General features: G+C 71.6%; 16 protein-coding genes and 1 rRNA gene. 11 read left to right on the forward strand and 6 right to left on the reverse strand.

Going from position 1 to position 16342, the window contains the following annotated elements; translation table 11 throughout:
- The 9 genes from rrf to pstB form a co-directional block, all read left to right on the forward strand.
- Positions 1 to 87 (forward strand): 5S ribosomal RNA (gene rrf / locus ACZ55U_RS05265); the annotation flags it as partial.
- 82 nt (positions 88 to 169) lie between these two features.
- Positions 170 to 1156, forward strand: coding sequence for a mycothiol synthase (mshD, locus tag ACZ55U_RS05270; RefSeq protein ID WP_465522631.1), 987 nt, complete (start codon positions 170 to 172; stop codon positions 1154 to 1156).
- Positions 1157 to 1539: 383 nt separating this feature from the next.
- Positions 1540 to 3717, forward strand: coding sequence for an RNA degradosome polyphosphate kinase (locus tag ACZ55U_RS05275; protein ID WP_465522633.1), 2178 nt, complete (start codon positions 1540 to 1542; stop codon positions 3715 to 3717).
- 106 nt (positions 3718 to 3823) lie between these two features.
- Positions 3824 to 4912: a CHAD domain-containing protein gene (locus tag ACZ55U_RS05280; RefSeq protein WP_465522635.1), complete on the forward strand. Its 1089-nt coding sequence runs from the start codon at positions 3824 to 3826 to the stop codon at positions 4910 to 4912.
- A 1-nt stretch (position 4913) separates the two neighbouring features.
- Positions 4914 to 5444: an NUDIX hydrolase gene (locus ACZ55U_RS05285; RefSeq protein WP_465522637.1), complete on the forward strand. Its 531-nt coding sequence runs from the start codon at positions 4914 to 4916 to the stop codon at positions 5442 to 5444.
- Positions 5445 to 5647: 203 nt separating this feature from the next.
- Complete coding sequence (pstS, locus tag ACZ55U_RS05290; RefSeq protein ID WP_465522639.1) at positions 5648 to 6784, forward strand: phosphate ABC transporter substrate-binding protein PstS; 1137 nt, start codon at positions 5648 to 5650, stop codon at positions 6782 to 6784.
- A 150-nt stretch (positions 6785 to 6934) separates the two neighbouring features.
- Positions 6935 to 7912, forward strand: coding sequence for a phosphate ABC transporter permease subunit PstC (pstC, locus tag ACZ55U_RS05295; RefSeq protein ID WP_465522641.1), 978 nt, complete (start codon positions 6935 to 6937; stop codon positions 7910 to 7912).
- Positions 7909 to 8979 (forward strand): phosphate ABC transporter permease PstA, encoded by a 1071-nt coding sequence (gene pstA / locus ACZ55U_RS05300; RefSeq protein ID WP_465522642.1) that lies wholly within the window; start codon positions 7909 to 7911, stop codon positions 8977 to 8979. Before pstC ends, pstA begins: the two co-directional genes overlap by 4 nt.
- Before the next feature lie 42 nt (positions 8980 to 9021).
- Positions 9022 to 9798: a phosphate ABC transporter ATP-binding protein PstB gene (pstB, locus tag ACZ55U_RS05305; protein WP_465522643.1), complete on the forward strand. Its 777-nt coding sequence runs from the start codon at positions 9022 to 9024 to the stop codon at positions 9796 to 9798.
- Positions 9799 to 9950: 152 nt separating this feature from the next.
- Here pstB and ACZ55U_RS05310 read toward each other — a convergent pair whose 3' ends face one another.
- Together ACZ55U_RS05310 and ACZ55U_RS05315 are read right to left on the reverse strand one after the other, a co-directional pair.
- Positions 9951 to 10946, reverse strand: a complete 996-nt coding sequence (locus ACZ55U_RS05310; protein WP_465522644.1) for an inorganic phosphate transporter — start codon at positions 10944 to 10946, stop codon at positions 9951 to 9953.
- A gap of 5 nt (positions 10947 to 10951) precedes the next feature.
- The gene (locus tag ACZ55U_RS05315) at positions 10952 to 11572 is read right to left on the reverse strand and encodes a DUF47 domain-containing protein (protein WP_030059626.1); all 621 of its coding nucleotides are present in this window, start codon (positions 11570 to 11572) and stop codon (positions 10952 to 10954) included.
- Between the two features lie 363 nt (positions 11573 to 11935).
- On the opposite strand from ACZ55U_RS05315, the gene ACZ55U_RS05320 reads away from it, so the two are divergent.
- Positions 11936 to 12322 (forward strand): metal-sensitive transcriptional regulator, encoded by a 387-nt coding sequence (locus ACZ55U_RS05320; protein ID WP_465522646.1) that lies wholly within the window; start codon positions 11936 to 11938, stop codon positions 12320 to 12322.
- Positions 12323 to 12346: 24 nt separating this feature from the next.
- On the opposite strand, the gene ACZ55U_RS05325 is transcribed toward ACZ55U_RS05320, so the two are convergent.
- Together ACZ55U_RS05325 and ACZ55U_RS05330 are read right to left on the reverse strand one after the other, a co-directional pair.
- A complete protein-coding gene (locus ACZ55U_RS05325) occupies positions 12347 to 12550 on the reverse strand; it encodes a hypothetical protein (RefSeq protein WP_465522648.1) in 204 nt (67 codons plus the stop codon).
- Between the two features lie 217 nt (positions 12551 to 12767).
- Positions 12768 to 13667: an SCO4651 family lipoprotein gene (locus ACZ55U_RS05330; protein WP_465522650.1), complete on the reverse strand. Its 900-nt coding sequence runs from the start codon at positions 13665 to 13667 to the stop codon at positions 12768 to 12770.
- A gap of 160 nt (positions 13668 to 13827) precedes the next feature.
- Between ACZ55U_RS05330 and ACZ55U_RS05335 the strand changes: the two genes are divergently transcribed.
- Positions 13828 to 14019: a hypothetical protein gene (locus tag ACZ55U_RS05335; RefSeq protein WP_465522652.1), complete on the forward strand. Its 192-nt coding sequence runs from the start codon at positions 13828 to 13830 to the stop codon at positions 14017 to 14019.
- Between the two features lie 33 nt (positions 14020 to 14052).
- On the opposite strand, the gene ACZ55U_RS05340 is transcribed toward ACZ55U_RS05335, so the two are convergent.
- Positions 14053 to 14793 (reverse strand): phosphatase PAP2 family protein, encoded by a 741-nt coding sequence (locus tag ACZ55U_RS05340; protein ID WP_465522654.1) that lies wholly within the window; start codon positions 14791 to 14793, stop codon positions 14053 to 14055.
- A 183-nt stretch (positions 14794 to 14976) separates the two neighbouring features.
- Positions 14977 to 16131 (reverse strand): C40 family peptidase, encoded by a 1155-nt coding sequence (locus tag ACZ55U_RS05345; protein WP_465522988.1) that lies wholly within the window; start codon positions 16129 to 16131, stop codon positions 14977 to 14979.
- Between the last annotated feature and the right edge of the window lie 211 nt (positions 16132 to 16342).

The raw sequence follows: 16342 nt of genomic DNA on the forward strand, positions 1-16342 counted from the left end.
GGTTACATTCCGAACCCGGAAGCTAAGCCTTTCAGCGCCGATGGTACTGCAGGGGGGACCCTGTGGGAGAGTAGGACGCCGCCGAACAATTCTTCAGAAAGAACCCCTGATCCGATTCGGATCAGGGGTTCTTCGCATTTCCGGGAACGTATCGACGTATCGTCGGTGCATGGACGATCAGACAGCGGTCATTGCGAACGATGTGCTCCGGCCCGAGCAGCGTGACGGCGCCCTGCGTGTTCTGGCGGAAGCCCAGACGGTGGACGGCCGGGCTGCCGTGTCCGAGCAGGGCCGGCTCCGGCTGCGGAACGCGGAGACTCCGCGCCCGGGCGTCATCCACCTCACCGAGACCGAGACCGACACCGGAACCGAGACCGACGCCGGAGCGGTCCTCGGCTACGGCCAGCTCGACGTGCCGGAGAACCCCGCCGCCAACCCGGCGGCCGAGCTGGTGGTCGATCCGGCGGCCCGCGGCCGGGGCCTGGCCCGCCCGCTGGTGGACGCCGTCCTGGAGCAGGCCCACCGGGCGGGGCGCGACGCGGTGGACTTCTGGGTGCACGGCGGCCACCCGGCGGCCCGGCACCTGGCCGACGCGTACGGCGCCGAGCTGGTCCGGGAGCTGCGGCAGATGCGCCGCACCGGCCGGCAGACCGAGGAGGTGGCCGTCCCCGAGGGCATCGAGCTCCGCACCTTCCGCCCGGGGGAGGACGACGCCGAGTGGCTGCGGCTGAACGCCCTGGCCTTCGCCCACCACCCGGAGCAGGGCGCCTGGACCGAGCAGGACCTGGCCGAGCGGATCGCCGAGCCCTGGTTCGACCCGGCCGGCTTCTTCCTCGCCACCCGCGGCGGAAAGGTGGTCGGCTTCCACTGGACCAAGGTGCACCCGGCCACCGCCACCGAGCCCGAGCTCGGCGAGGTGTACGTGGTGGGAGTGGACCCGGCCGAGCAGGGCAGCGGCCTCGGCCGCGCGCTGACCGCGGCGGGTCTGCGCCACCTGACCGGCACCGGCCCCGGCGAGCGAGGACTGGAGACCGTCCTCCTCTACGTCGACGCCGACAATCCGGCCGCCGTGCGGGTGTACGAACGACTGGGGTTCACCGTGCACGAGGTGGACCTCATGTACCGAGCCCCGTACCGGGCGAACCGGCCGGTCTAGCCGCTGTCGAGGGTCCCCGGGTCCTCCCGGAGCACGAGCGTCCCGGGAGCCCCCGGGCCTCGGGGCCCTTGCGAAGACGGCCCGGACGGCCCCCGAGCGGTCGTGGGAGAGGGGCGGGACGGCCCCGCCCCTTGCTCCGACCGACTCAGCTTTCCTCCTGGCCATGCGGTGTTTACCGTGGATTCAATTGCTGCCGCGAAGATCACAGGATGAAGTCCGTAGTGTCTCGCTCGTGCAGAGTCGACCGCCAAGCACCGGCCGGTCCTGTACGGACCGCGCCCGGAGGATGGGCGCTGTTCCCGGGCCCGGCCCGGGGCGAGGGCGACGGCCCGCAGAGCCATTCGCTTCCGGACGCCGTCCTGCTGCTGGAGGAGCTGGAGCCCATGAGCATCCCCCGCCCCGTCTCTGCACCGCTGTCGCCGACCGCCCGGATGTCCGGTGCGCTGGGCGTGCCGCCGGAGCTGCCGGCCACGGACGAGGACGAGTTCGAAGCACTGCCGCAGGGCCGCTTCCTGGACCGGGAGCGCAGTTGGCTCGCGTTCAACGAGCGGGTCCTGGAGCTGGCCGAGGACCAGGACATCCCGCTGCTGGAGCGGGCGAAGTTCCTGGCGATCTTCGCGAGCAACCTGGACGAGTTCTTCATGGTGCGGGTGGCCGGCCTCAAGCGCCGGATCGCCACCGGCGTCGCCCAGCGCAGCGCGTCCGGCCTCCAGCCGCGCGAGGTGCTGGACCTGATCTGGACCCGCTCGCGCGAGCTGATGGCCCGCCACGCCGCCGCCTTCCAGCAGGAGGTGCTGCCGGACCTCGCCGCCGAGGGCATCGAGGTGGTCCGCTGGTCGGAGCTGGCCGAGAAGGAGCAGGCCCGGCTGCACACGCTGTTCCGGCAGAAGATCTTCCCGGTCCTGACGCCGCTGGCCGTCGACCCTGCGCACCCCTTCCCGTACATATCGGGGCTCTCGCTGAACCTGGCCGTCGTGGTGCGCAACCCGGTCTCCGGCCACAAGCACTTCGCCCGTGTCAAGGTGCCGCAGTCGCTGGCCCGCTTCCTGGAGGCCTCGCCCCAGCGGTACGTCCCGCTGGAGGATGTCATGGGCGCGCACCTGGAGGAGCTCTTCCCGGGGATGGAGGTGCTGGCCCACCACGCCTTCCGCGTCACCCGCAACGAGGACCTGGAGGTGGAGGAGGACGACACCGAGAACATCCTCAAGGCCCTGGAGAAGGAGCTGATGCGGCGGCGCTTCGGCCCGCCGGTCCGGCTGGAGGTCGAGGAGTCGATCGACCCCTACGTCCTGGACCTGCTGGTACGGGAGCTGAACATCACCGAGGCGGAGGTCTTCCCGCTGCCCGGCCCGCTGGACCTGACCGGGCTGTTCGGGATCGCCGAGCTGGACCGCCCGGAGCTCAGGTACCCGAAGTTCGTGGCCGGTACGGCCCGCGGGCTGACCGACGTCGAGTCGGCCTCCCAGCCGGACATCTTCGCCGCGATGCGCGAGCGGGACGTCCTGCTGCACCACCCGTACGACAGCTTCTCCACCTCGGTGCAGGCCTTCCTGGAGCAGGCCGCCGCCGACCCGGACGTGCTGGCGATCAAGCAGACCCTGTACCGCACCTCCGGTGACTCGCCGATCGTGGACGCGCTGATCGACGCGGCCGAGTCCGGCAAGCAGGTGCTGGTGCTGGTCGAGATCAAGGCGCGCTTCGACGAGCAGGCCAACATCAAGTGGGCCCGCAAGCTGGAGGAGGCCGGCTGTCACGTGGTGTACGGCCTGGTCGGGCTGAAGACGCACTGCAAGCTCTCGCTGGTGGTCCGGCAGGAGGGTGACACCCTGCGCCGTTACTCACACGTCGGCACCGGCAACTACCACCCGAAGACGGCCCGGCTGTACGAGGACCTCGGTCTGCTCACCTCCGACCCGCAGGTCGGCGCGGACCTCTCGGACCTGTTCAACCGGCTCTCCGGCTACTCGCGCCGCGAGTCCTACCGCCGCCTGCTGACCGCCCCGCGCGGCCTGCGGGACGGGCTGGTCTCGCGGATCCACAACGAGATCGCCCACCACAAGGCGGGCCGCCCGGCCTACGTGAAGCTCAAGGTCAACTCGATCGTCGACGAGGCCGTGATCGACGCGCTGTACCGTGCCTCCCAGGCCGGGGTGCCGGTGGACGTCTGGGTGCGCGGCATCTGCGCGATCCGCCCGGGCGTGCCGGGGCTGAGCGAGAACATCCGGGTCCGCAGCGTCCTGGGCCGCTTCCTGGAGCACTCCCGCATCTTCGTGTTCGGCAACAACGGCGATCCGGAGGTCTGGATCGGCAGCGCCGACATGATGCACCGCAACCTGGACCGCCGGATCGAGGCGCTGCTGCGGATCACCGATCCGGCGCACCGGGCGGAGCTGTCCGGGCTGATCGACCTCGGGGTGTCGGACGAGACCGAGTCCTGGCACCTGGGGGCGGACGGCACCTGGGCCCGGCACTCGCAGGACGCCGAGGGCCGGGCACTGCGACACGTCCAGGATCTGCTGATCGACTCGCGCCAGCGCCGTCGGGCAGCCGCCGCGCGCTGACACGTCCACTGATGCGAAGCCGCCGGAACGGACAGGGGACACCCGTTCCGGCGGTCGGCCACCAGCCCCGGGGGACCGCCCCGGGGGAACGGGGATCTACCACGCCATGACCGAAGCGCCGATGACGGCCCAGGCGGCTTCCACAGCCACCGCCGGGGACATCCTTGCCCGCCACCTCACCGCCCAGGCCGGCGCCTTCCTGCGCGCCCTGCCGCTGGCGGTGGGCGAGGTCGGCGCCAGACCGGGAACGGCCTCGCTCGTCCCGTCGGCGGGCACCGCGGACCTGCTGCGGGCCGTCCGGCGGATCGGCGGGCTGCTGCACACCTTCGGCTCGGTCTTCGAGCAGACCTGGGCACAGGAGTCGCGCACCGAACTGCGCTGGCTGCTCAACCTGCTGGCGCTGGAGCCCGGTTACGTCCGCCGCTCGGCCCGGCTGCTGGGCGCGCTGGACTCGCTGAGCGGCACGGACCCGGACGGGACGGGCATGCTGGCCGGCCACGCGGGCGCGCCCAAGGCACGGGCGCTGCTGGACCGGCAGCTGACGCTGGCCCGGACGAGGGCGCACTCCACGGTGCTCCAGGAGCTCCGCTCCGCCCGGCTGCACGCGCTGGCGGACCGGATGACCCTGCTGGTCGGCGAGGCACCGCTGCTGGAGTCGGCGGGCGGCCGGGCCCCCGCGGTGCTGCTGCCGCAGGCCGCCGCCGCGTTCGCCGCGCTGGCCGCGGGCGCCCAGCAGCTGCCGTTGCAGCGGGCCGCGACCCCGTACGGCGGGGACGGGCTGCGCCGGCTGGGCGCGGTGCCGGCGTCCCGCGGCGCGACGGACGCGGACGCCGCGCTGGCGGCCGACGACGCCCCCTGGGCCCGGCTGCGGATCCTGGTGAAGCGGGCCCGGTACGCGCTGGAGGTGTGCGGCCGTCCGTCCTCCGAGCTGGACGACCTGGACGCGGTGCTGGCCCGGCAGCAGGAGGCCGCGGACGCCGCGACCACCGCCGCCACCGCGGCCCGCACCCCGCGGATCACCCCGGCGACCGCGTACGTGCTGGGGGTGGTGCACGCCGACCAGCGGCTGGAGGTGGAGTCGGCGCGGTACGCCGTCGGCCGCCGGTGGCCCGACCTGCCGTTCGGCCCGGACGGCCGGCTGGAGTTCCTCCCGGCCGACTCCTGGGCGCACTCCGCCGCACCCGGGTCGGTCTGAGGTGGGCGAGCGCCCCCGCACCGGCCGGGCCGCGGCGGGGCACTCCCCGGTGGTCCTGGCGGCGGGCGCGGTGCTGTGGCTGCCGGGCCGGCCGAAGAAGAGTGGCCGGCTGGGGCGGCCGCGGATCGCGGTGATCCACCGGCCCAAGTACGACGACTGGAGCCTGCCCAAGGGCAAGCTCGAACCCGGCGAGGGCGTGGTCGAGGCGGCGCTGCGCGAGGTCCGGGAGGAGACCGGGTTCCGCTGTCTGCTGGGCCCGGAGCTGCCCGCCCAGCACTACCAGGTGCAGGGCCGGCCGAAGGAGGTCCGCTACTGGGCGGCGGTGCCGTCGGGCGGGTCCTTCCGGCCCAACCGGGAGGTGGACCGGCTGGAGTGGCTGCCGGCCGGGAAGGCCAGGGCGCGGCTCTCGTACGACCACGACCGGTTGCTGGTGGACGCCCTGCTGGCGGTCCTGGGAGCGAAACCGGTGCGGGCGGGCGGTGGGGCGTCGTGGGCGAACGGTGGGAGTGATCTCCCCGCGCCCTCGGCGTGACGCAACCGTTACTACCTGACGTAGTTTCCTGTCATCCGTTCGAGGTTCACTCTCCGTTTACTCGTGGCCGGGTGTCGTGTCACTTACCCGGCCTAACTTCGGGACCACCGGAGGGCCGAACGGGCCCCGGACCACAGCAAAACCCGCGCCTGGCCGTACACGTACGGCCCGCGCAGGGCAATGCCACAGAAAGGGAATCCCCTGTGAAGCTCCAGCGGAACGGCCGCTCCAAGGCCCTCGCGATCGGTGCCATGGCGCTCGTCAGCTCGCTGTCGCTGGCCGCCTGCGGGTCGGACAACAACAACAACACGACCGCGTCCGGCGGCTCCAGCGGCTCCGCCGCGCCCGCCTCCGCGATCAACTGTGGCAAGGCCGGTTCGCTGATCGCCGCCGGTTCGACCGCGCAGGGCGCGGCGATGGACGTCTGGAAGACCGGCTTCAACGCCGCGTGCTCCGGCACCACGATCAACTACCAGGGCGGCGGCTCCGGCGCCGGCATCCAGCAGTTCAACCAGGGCAAGATCCAGTTCGCCGGCTCCGACTCGGCCCTGAAGCCGGCCGAGGTCGACGCCTCCAAGGCGGTCTGCACCGGCGGCCAGGGCATCGACCTGCCGATGGTCGGCGGCCTGATCTCGCTGGTCTACAACATCGACGGCGTCGACAACCTGGTCCTGGACGGCCCGACCGCCGCCAAGATCTTCGACTCGCAGATCACCAAGTGGAACGACCCGGCGATCGTCGCCCTGAACCCGGGCGCCAAGCTGCCGGACGCGGAGATCCAGACCTTCCACCGCTCGGACGACTCCGGCACCACCGAGAACCTGACCAAGTACTTCGCCGCCACCAGCGGTGGCGCCTGGTCCTACCCGGCCTCCAAGGCCTGGGCGGGCAAGAACGGCCAGTCGGCCAACGGCAGCGCCGGTGTCGCGGCCCAGGTGAAGCAGGTCAAGAACTCGATCAGCTACGCCGAGCTGGCCTACGCCCAGACCAACAACCTGAAGAGCGCCGCGATCAACACCGGTGCCGCCAAGCCCGTCGAGGCCACCGCCGCCAACGCCGCCAACACCTTCGCCAAGGCGCAGATCGCCGGCACCGGCAGCGACCTGGCGCTGAAGCTCGACTACGCGACCAAGGACGAGGGCTCCTACCCGCTGGTCCTGGTCACCTACGAGATCGTCTGCGACAAGGGCAACAAGGCCGAGACCCTCGACACCCTGAAGTCCTTCCTGACCTACACCGCCAGCGACGCGGGCCAGCAGGCCATCGGCGAGAAGGGCTACGTGCCGCTGCCGAAGAGCCTGACCGAGAAGGTCAACGGCGCCATCGCCGCCCTGGCCTGATCCACCAGGACCCCCGGTGGGGCGGCCCCGTGAGCGAGGGGGGCCGGGGCCGCCCCACCGGAACGCACCACACCCAGCACCACGTCCGGGGCACCGCCGCCATGGTGCCGTCCCCCTTCCGGGGCGGCGCCACCAGACCGGAGTAGACCAATGACTTCATCCTCCCCTGCCGCCCCGCGAGGCAGGGAACGCCGACCGCGTGACAGCCGGGTCGGCGACAAGATCTTCATGAACTTCGCCCGGGGCTCGGGCATCCTGCTGCTGGTCATCATGGGCGCCATCGCGGCGTTCCTGACCTGGCGCTCGGTCCTGGCCCTGAGCAACAACGAAGGCAACTTCCTCACCACCTTCGAGTGGACGCCGGACGCCCCGAAGCCGGTCTTCGGCATCGCCGTCCTGGCCGTCGGCACCATCGTCAGCGCCATCATCGCGATGGTGATCGCCGTCCCGGTGGCCATCGGGATCGCGCTGTTCATCTCGCACTACGCGCCGCGCCGGATCGCCCAGCCGTTCGCCTACCTGGTCGACCTGCTCGCCGCCGTCCCCAGCATCGTCTACGGCCTCTGGGGCGCGCTCTTCCTGGTGCCGCACATGGACGGCCTGACCAGCTGGCTCAACGAGTACCTGGGCTGGACGTACATCTTCGACCAGACCAAGACCGGCACCCCGCGCAACCTGTTCACCGTCGGCGTCCTGCTGGCGATCATGGTCCTGCCGATCATCACCGCGGTCTCCCGCGAGGTGTTCCGCCAGGTGCCGCGGATGCACGAGGAGGCGGCGCTCGCGCTCGGCGCCACCCGCTGGGAGATGATCCGCACCGCGGTGCTGCCGTTCGGCCGCCCCGGCATCATCTCGGCCTCGATGCTCGGCCTCGGCCGCGCGCTCGGCGAGACCATCGCGGTCGCGGTGGTGCTGTCCGCCAGCAACGTCCTGTCGCTGCACATCCTCGACGCCGGCGGCGGCACCTTCGCGCAGAACATCGCGCTGAAGTTCGCCGAGGCCGGTGAGAACGGCCGCGACGCGCTGATGGCCTCCGGCCTCGTCCTGTTCGTCATCACCCTGCTGGTGAACGGTGCCGCGCGACTGATCATCGCCCGCCGCAAGGAGTACTCGGGGGCCAACGCATGACCGCCACCGTCGTCATCGAGGACGCCCGGCCCGTCGGCCGTTCGCTGACCGCCAACCGACTGCCCAAGTGGGCTCCGGGCGCCGTCGCCCTCGGCTCGATCGCCCTCGGCTGCGGGATCGGCGCGGTCGGCGGGCTGGCCAGCCACCTCCAGTGGGGCCTGATCTCGGCGCTGCTCTTCGTCCTGATCAGCTACGCCCTCTCGGCCCGGATCGAGGGCCGCCGGCAGGCCAAGGACCGGCTCGCCACCTCGGTGGTCTGGGTCGCCTTCATCCTGGCCGTCGTGCCGCTGGTCTCCCTGATGGCCTACACGATCCAGCAGGGCATCGGCGTGGTCAACGGGAACTTCCTGAGCCACTCGATGAAGGGCGTGATCCAGTCCGGTCCCGGCGGTGGCATCTACCACGCGCTGATCGGCACCCTCCAGCAGGTCGGCCTGGCCACCGCGATGGCGGCCCCGATCGGTCTGCTGACCGCCGTCTACCTGGTCGAGTACGGCCGCGGCCCGCTGGCCAAGGCGGTCACCTTCTTCGTCGACGTCATGACGGGCATCCCGTCGATCGTCGCCGGTCTGTTCATCCTCTCGCTCTGGAACCTCGCGCTGGGCTTCGGCTACTCCGGCTTCTCGGGCAGCCTCGCGCTGGCGATCCTGATGATCCCGGTCGTGGTCCGCTCCACCGAGGAGATGCTGAAGCTCGTCCCGAACGAGCTGCGCGAGGCCTCCTACGCGCTCGGCGTGCCGAAGTGGAAGACCATCCTGCGGATCGTCCTCCCCACCGCGATCGGCGGCATCACCACCGGTGTGATGCTCGCGGTCGCCCGCATCACGGGCGAGACTGCCCCGGTGCTGATGCTGGTCTTCGGCGCCGACGCCATCAACAGCAACCCGTTCGACGGACCTCAGCAGTCCCTGCCGATGTACATCTGGCTCCAGTACTCGCAGGTCAACAACGACTACGGCTACGCCCGTGCCTGGGGTGCGGCGCTGGTGCTGATCGCCTTCGTGATGGGGCTCAACCTCATCGCCCGGGGGATCGCACGCTGGCGCTCGCCCAAGGGCGGACACTGAGCGACCGACTGACGTACGAGACAGACGAGAGAAGCAACGATCATGGCCAAGCGCATCGACGTCAGCGGACTGTCGGCCTACTACGGCACCACCAAGGCCATCGAGGACATCTCGATGAGCATCGAGCCCCGCTCGGTGACGGCCTTCATCGGCCCCTCCGGCTGCGGCAAGTCCACCTTCCTGCGGACCCTCAACCGGATGCACGAGGTGATCCCCGGCGCCCGCGTCGAGGGCAAGGTCCTCCTGGACGACGAGAACCTGTACGCCTCCAACGTCGACCCGGTCGCCGTGCGCCGCTCGATCGGCATGGTCTTCCAGCGCCCGAACCCGTTCCCGACCATGTCGATCTACGACAACGTGGTCGCCGGTCTGCGGCTCTCCGGCGTGAAGAAGAAGTCCGTGCTGGACGAGGTGGTGGAGCGCTCGCTGAAGGGCGCCAACCTCTGGAAGGAGGTCCACAACCGGCTGAACAAGCCGGGGGCCGGCCTCTCCGGCGGTCAGCAGCAGCGCCTGTGCATCGCCCGCGCCATCGCGGTCGAGCCCCAGGTCCTGCTGATGGACGAGCCCTGCTCGGCGCTCGACCCGATCTCCACCCTCGCCATCGAGGACCTGATCGGGGAGCTGAAGGAGCAGTTCACCATCGTCATCGTCACCCACAACATGCAGCAGGCGGCCCGCGTCAGCGACCGCACGGCCTTCTTCAACCTGGCCGGCGTCGGCCAGCCGGGCAAGCTGATCGAGCTGGACGACACCCAGCGGATCTTCTCCAACCCGTCCGTCCAGGCCACCGAGGACTACATCTCCGGCCGCTTCGGCTAGGCCGGACCCCCGTCACGGGCGTCGCCGGGACGCGTGACGGACCGCGAGCTGTCCCGTGGTGCTGCATGGCGGTGCCGCCGCGGGACATGGAGAAGGGCCCGCCCCCGAGATGTGGGGGCGGGCCCTGCCCGTTCGCGGTTCCCGCGGGGCCGTCAGCCCCAGAACAGGTGGACGAACCAGTACATCAGCGCTGCGACGATGGCGGCCGCCGGCATCGTGATGAACCAGCCGAGCACGATGTTCTTCGCGACGCCCCAGCGCACCGCGCGGATCCGCTTGGTGGCCCCCGCGCCCATGATCGCCGCGGTGATCACGTGGGTGGTGGAGATCGGCGCCTTGAAGACGAACGAGGTGATGTACATGACCGCCGCGGAGGTGGCCTCGGCGGCGAAGCCCTGCGGCGGGTCCAGCTCGATGATCTTCCGGCCGAGCGTCCGCATGATCCGCCAGCCGCCCGCGTAGGTGCCCAGCGAGAGCATGGTCGCGCAGGAGATCTTCACCCAGACCGGGATCCCGCTGCCGGACTGGTGGCCGGAGATGGTCAGGGCCATCACCACGATGCCCATGGTCTTCTGGGCGTCCTGGAGGCCGTGCGCCAGCGCCATCGCGGCGGCCGAGGCCGTCTGGGCGACCCGGAAGTTGCGCTTGGCCCGGTGCGGGTTGGCCCGGCGGAAGATCCACAGGATCGCCAGCATCACCAGGAAGCCGCCCACCAGGCCGACCACCGGCGAGACGATCATCGGGACGACGATCTTGTCGATCACCCCGCTCCAGATCACGTTCACCCCGCCGGCCAGCGCCGCGCCGACCATGCCGCCGAACAGCGCGTGCGAGGAGGAGGAGGGGAGCCCGAAGTACCAGGTGACGAGGTTCCAGGCGATCGCCCCGACCAGGGCGGCGAACAGGATCGCCATCCCCTGGTTGCCGGTGGGGGTCTCGATGATCCCCTTGGAGACGGTGTGCGCCACGCCGCTGCCGAGGAACGCGCCGGCCAGGTTCATCACCGCGGCCATCGCGAGCGCCGCCCGGGGGGTGAGCGCCCGGGTGGAGACCGAGGTGGCGATCGCGTTCGCCGAGTCGTGGAAGCCGTTGGTGTACGTGAAGAAGAACGCAACGCCGACGACGGCGATGAGTGCTGCCATGTCCACGAGGGTCAGGACTCCTTGACGGCGATGGTCTCCACCGTGTTGGCGACGTGCTCGAAGGCGTCGGCCGCCTCCTCAAGGACGTCCACGACCTGCTTGAGCTTGAGCACCTCGATGGCGTCGTACTGACCGGAGAACAGGTGGGCGAGCAGCTTGCGGTGGATCTGGTCGGCCTGGTTCTCCAGCCGGTTGACCTCGATCCAGTACTCGGTGAGGTTGGACATGCTGCGCAGGTTCGGCATCGCCTCGGCGGTGAGTTCCGCGGCGCGCGCCAGCACCTCGATCTGCTGCTCGATGCCCTTCGGCAGGGTCTGGATGTCGTAGAGGACGACCAGGTCGACGGCCTCCTCCATGAAGTCCATGATGTCGTCCAGCGACGAGGCGAGGCTGTAGATGTCCTCGCGGTCGAAGGGCGTGATGAAGGACGAGTTCAGCTGATGGAAGACGGCGTGGGTGGTGTCGTCCCCGGCGTGCTCGGCGGCGCGCATGCGCTCGACGATCTCCGCGCGGGCCGACACGTCTGATCCCAGCAGCTCCAAAAGGAGCTTCGATCCGACGACGAGGTTCTCCGCCGCGGCGGCGAACATGTCGTAGAAGCTTGTCTCCTTCGGGGTCAGGCTAAAACGCACGGAAATCTCCGATGTGCGGGGTAGGGACTGAACGATGCTAGGTGCAACCGAGCGCAATCACGCAAACGGGGTGTCGCGGACGGAGTCGGAACCTCCCCTTCCGTTCAGCTGCCGCACCGGCTGATCCCGGCCGCACCGCGACGCGTGGACACGGGCCCCCAGTCTGACGGAACCTCGCCCGGATTGCCCCCGTCGTGCGCGGGGAAGCCCGGGGCGACGCTCAGACGGGTTAACCGCCGGGCACCCCCCCCGCCCGGGCCCGGCGGCACGTGCCGGGTGGGCCGTCGGAACACCACGGAAGGCCCCGGTGTTGGACACTGGTGGCCGACGCAGCCACCAGGCACTGAGACGAAGGCGGGGCCGATGACCACGACGCAAGCGCGCACCGAGCCGGAGCACGCGCAGGGGAGCGACCCGCACGCCGGCCACGCCGTCGTACCCGCGGCCGGCCACGGCGGCGGCCACGGCCCGCACGGGTACAGCGCGCAGAAGGACGCCCACCTCAAGCGGCTGCGCCGGATCGAGGGCCAGGTCCGCGGCCTCCAGCGCATGGTCGACGAGGACGTCTACTGCATCGACGTGCTCACCCAGGTCTCGGCCAGCACCAAGGCGCTCCAGTCCTTCGCGCTCTCCCTGCTGGAGGAGCACCTGCGGCACTGCGTCGCCGCGGCGGCCGAGGAGGGCGGCGCCGAGCTGGACGCCAAGGTGGCGGAGGCCACCGCCGCGATCAGCCGCCTGCTGCGCAGCTGAGCCGACGGCCCGTCGGCACACGCCCTAGTGGTCGGCGTCCCGGCCGGCCCGTGCGCCGTCGGCCCGGCCGGGGTCGGTCCGCTCCAGCAGCACCTCGTCGATCCGCTCGGTCGGCAGCCGCTCGCCGGAGCTGGCCGTCGCGGCGATCATCAGCTCGCCGGCCAGATCGATCTCGTCGAGGGCCGCGTCGTCGTGGCCGCCGCTGCGGCCGCCCGTGGACGACACCACCTGCACCACCCCTTCAGTGCCTCGCCAGCCCGGGCGGCAGCCACCCGGAGTCCAGCCTAGGCACTTCGGGGCCCGTCCACATGGCACGGACGGGCCATCTCGGCGCCGCCGAAACGGGTGGCCGTCGCTCCCCGGACGGCCACCCGCCCCGGCGGCGCCCCGTCTCGCCCCGACGCCGGAGCGCTGCCCCGGCAGGCCCGGGGCGGGCCCGCCCGCCCTACTTGGGGCTCTCCGTGGGCTTCATCTGGTAGATGTCCGAGGCGGAGGGCTCGGCTGCCTCCACCGGCTTGCCGAAGTCCCCCAGGGAGGTCGTCGACGTCACCTTCACCTGGTCCTTGGGCTCCTTGGACCCGGCCACCCCGGCGAAGGTGAACACCTCGACCACCTTGTGCAGCCGCCCCTGGTCGTCCAGCCAGGCGTCGAACGGGACCTCCTTGACGGTGAAGGTCTGCGCGCCCGTGCGCAGGCCGTCCCCGCCCCTCCCACCGGTCGCGTCGGCCGCCTTCGCCAGGTCCAGGGTGCCCCGGTAGTGGTGCAGCACGACCCCGTCGACGGTCTCGGTGCCGACCGCCTCCGCCTTCTGCGCCCCGCGCAGCGCCCCCGCCGCCGAGGCCGGGTCGGTGGCGCCGCTGCTGACCAGGTTGCCGTCCGGCAGCTGGCGCACGTCCAGCTTGACCCACTTGCCCTCGGGGACCTTGGCGCCGCTGTTCTGGAGGTAGACGGTGCCCGGCAGGACCACCTCGACGATCTTCCCGGTGGTCGCCGCGCCCGGAGGCACCTGGACCTCCAGCCGGCCGATCCGCTTCACGTAGTCGTAGCCGCCGGTGCCGCTGAACGAGGCCTTCTTCTCGGCGGACTCGGTGACCAGCTCGGTCGCGGTGTGCGCGGAGCCGGTGCGGCCGGTGATGTCGGCGGCGTTGCGCACCGCCGTCAGCGGGTCCGCGGCGAGCTGGTCGGGGGCGCTCGACCGCTGGTCGGAGGAGCCGTCGCCGGAGCCGCCCGAGCAGCCGGCGGACCCCGCCGCCAGCACGGCGGCGAGCAGGGCGGCCCCGGCCGCCGAGCGCAGGTGCGGACCGGGACGGCGTCCCGACCGTCCGGCGCGCTGCTGGTCGGTCATCTTCATCCTCGCGACAACCCCCTCGGGCCCGACTGCCCCGCCGCACCCCACCGGGTGGCAGAGCTCTTTCCTGGCAAACGAGTTGGGGCGCGAAGGGTTACGGGTGCCGGTGTTCCGGACGCGTCGCGCCGGGGGTGCCGGGCGCGTTACGGTGAACCACGTGCACAGTGAGCTGCCGGCCGCGCCCGGCACCGTCCGGATGCCCGAACACCACCTCGTGATCAGCGAACGCGGCTCCTTCGCCTTCGCGACCTGCAGCTGCGGCTGGTACTCCCCGGCCCGCCGTTCGCGGGACCTGGCCCGCCGCGAGGGGGCCGACCACCTCGCCGAGAGCGGCACCGAGCCCGACTGACCCACCCGGCCCGCGGGGCCGCCGCCCCCGGCGTCAGGCCGCGAGGTCGGACTCCGGCGGCTGCTCCCCGGCCCGCACCGCCCCGCGCCCGCGCCGCCGCCCACGGGGACCGGCCCCGGTCCCCGGACCGGCCCCGCCGCGGGCCGCGCCGCCGCGCCCGGAGGCCTGGATCAGCGGCGCCACGGCCGTCCGGCTCAGCGCGTGGCAGAACGGCACCAGCACCGCCATCGCGATCGGCGCCAGCAGCAGCACCACGGCGACGGCGAGCGCGAAGCCGCCGATCACGTCGGTCGGGTAGTGGACGCCCATGAACATCCGGCAGAAGCCCTGGAGGAGGGCCAGCCCGCCGGCGATCCAGCCGAGCCTGCGGTTCACCAGGAACAGCGCCACCGCGACGCCCATGGTCATGGTCGAGTGGTCGCTGACGAAGGAGTGGGTGCCGGCCTTGCCGTCCACCAGCACCAGCAGCCCGGAGTGGTCGACGAAGGGGCGCGGACGGTTCACGATCGCGGCGATCGGCAGGTTGGCCAGCTCGGCGACGGCCACCGAGAGCGGCACCCAGAGCAGCCCCGCCATCGCCACCGGTGCGTCCGGGCGGCGTCTGGCCTGGAGCCAGGCCACCAGGCCGAGCATCGCCAGGCCGATCAGGATGCCGTACTCACCGACCCAGGAGACCAGGTGGTCCAGCCACTGCGGGGAGCGCTTGGCGAGGCCGTTGACGGCGTAGAGCAGCTCGAGGTCGGGGTTGGTCGTGTCGGCAAGCGGCGTCGACACGCCGCACCTCCTTCTGGTCCGCTGCACCTGATCGTCGTGGCCGGGGCCCGCCCGGTGCGGGACGCTGACGAGGGGCCACCGGAGGAAACGTCATTTCCGGGGCACAGCGTTCCACGGAAACGCGCGGTTATCGAAACTTGACTCAGCGTCCACAGCGCGCACACAGGTCCCGGTCGCCCGGGCCTACCGGGCGGGGGCGGCGGGGCCCGGCCCGGTCGGCGCGGGCGGGGCGGCCGCGACGGCCTGGGTGCCGCCCTGGGCGGCGGCGGGGGCGGCGGGCGCCGTCGAGGCCGGGCGGCTCGGGGCGTTGACCGCACCGCTGTCGTTGCGGGTCGGCAGCGCCTGGGCGCCGTCCGAGGTGACCCGGGTCGCGCCGATGTACTCCCTGGTGTCGATCTTGTCGTAGCGGATCACCGCCCCGGTGTGCGGAGCGTTGATCATGTACCCGCCGCCGACGTAGATCCCGACGTGGTGGATGCTCCGAGGGTCGCTCAGGTCGGTGGCCCAGAACACCAGGTCGCCCGGCCGCAGCTGGTCGCGCGACGGGTGCGGTCCGGCGTACCACTGGTCGTTGGCCACCCGGGGCAGGGTGATGCCCACGCTGGCGAACGCGGCCTGGGTCAGGCCGGAGCAGTCGAACCGCCCGTTCTGCGAGGGCAGCCCCTCGCCGCCCCACAGGTACGGGGTGCCGAGCTTGGTCTGCGCGAAGTAGATCGCGGCCGCCGACTGCGCGGACACCTCCAGCGGTGCGGTCGGCGACGCCGGCGCGGCGAAGCTGCGGGCCATCGCCTGGATGTTCCGCACGTAGCCCTGGGTCTCCCGGTACGGCGGGATGCCCCCGTTCCTGGTCACCGCGTACGGCCCGGCGTTGTAGGCGGCCAGCACGTTGGCCTGCGGGTCGCCCGGGACGTTCGCGACGTCCTTGGCGAGCGCGCAGTCGTAGACCGCCGCCGAGGCGATCGCGTCGTACGGGTCCCAGACGTCCTTGCGGCCGTCCCCGTTCGCGTCCGTCCCGTACACCGCCCAGGTGCCCGGCATGAACTGCGCCATCCCCTCGGCGCCGACGCCGGAGCGGGCCTTGGGGTCGAACCCGCTCTCCTGGTACAGCTGCGCCGCGAGCATCGGCGGGGAGATCGCCGTGCACAGCGACCCCCACTTCTGGATCGCCTCCTGGTAGGCCGCGGGGACCGTCCCGGGGGAGAGGGAGAGGGCGGAACGATTCGCCGACTGCTGCGGCGTCCCACTTGCCGCATAAGTCCCCATCGTCACCAGCCCGATGAACCCGAACGCGACAACTCCCGCAGCGGCGGCGGCCGTCCCGGCCTTCCGGAGTACCATCAGCACCATCCCGACGAATCGTCAGTCGAAGTGTCCCGGAAGGCGTTGCTCACCGCAATCATCAGAGATACGAACAGTGAGCGCTATCCTTCGTACGGTGTACATCCTCGCGTACGTGCCGGGCGTCTCACGACCAATCTGCGAGAAGTAGCCAAGTCGACATCAGATCTGGCCAAGAATGGGTACCGACCCTTCGCGCGGGCCGGGTCCG

Source organism: Kitasatospora sp. NPDC034533, from assembly GCF_055575155.1.

Coding starts and splice junctions, on each gene's coding strand:
- ACZ55U_RS05345 (WP_465522988.1), bottom strand. CDS start 16,131: ATGGTACTCCGGAAGGCCGGGACGGCCGCCGCCGCTGCGGGAGTTGTC.
- mshD (WP_465522631.1), top strand. CDS start 170: ATGGACGATCAGACAGCGGTCATTGCGAACGATGTGCTCCGGCCCGAG.
- ACZ55U_RS05330 (WP_465522650.1), bottom strand. CDS start 13,667: ATGACCGACCAGCAGCGCGCCGGACGGTCGGGACGCCGTCCCGGTCCG.
- ACZ55U_RS05280 (WP_465522635.1), top strand. CDS start 3,824: ATGACCGAAGCGCCGATGACGGCCCAGGCGGCTTCCACAGCCACCGCC.
- ACZ55U_RS05320 (WP_465522646.1), top strand. CDS start 11,936: ATGACCACGACGCAAGCGCGCACCGAGCCGGAGCACGCGCAGGGGAGC.
- pstB (WP_465522643.1), top strand. CDS start 9,022: ATGGCCAAGCGCATCGACGTCAGCGGACTGTCGGCCTACTACGGCACC.
- pstA (WP_465522642.1), top strand. CDS start 7,909: ATGACCGCCACCGTCGTCATCGAGGACGCCCGGCCCGTCGGCCGTTCG.
- ACZ55U_RS05275 (WP_465522633.1), top strand. CDS start 1,540: ATGAGCATCCCCCGCCCCGTCTCTGCACCGCTGTCGCCGACCGCCCGG.
- pstC (WP_465522641.1), top strand. CDS start 6,935: ATGACTTCATCCTCCCCTGCCGCCCCGCGAGGCAGGGAACGCCGACCG.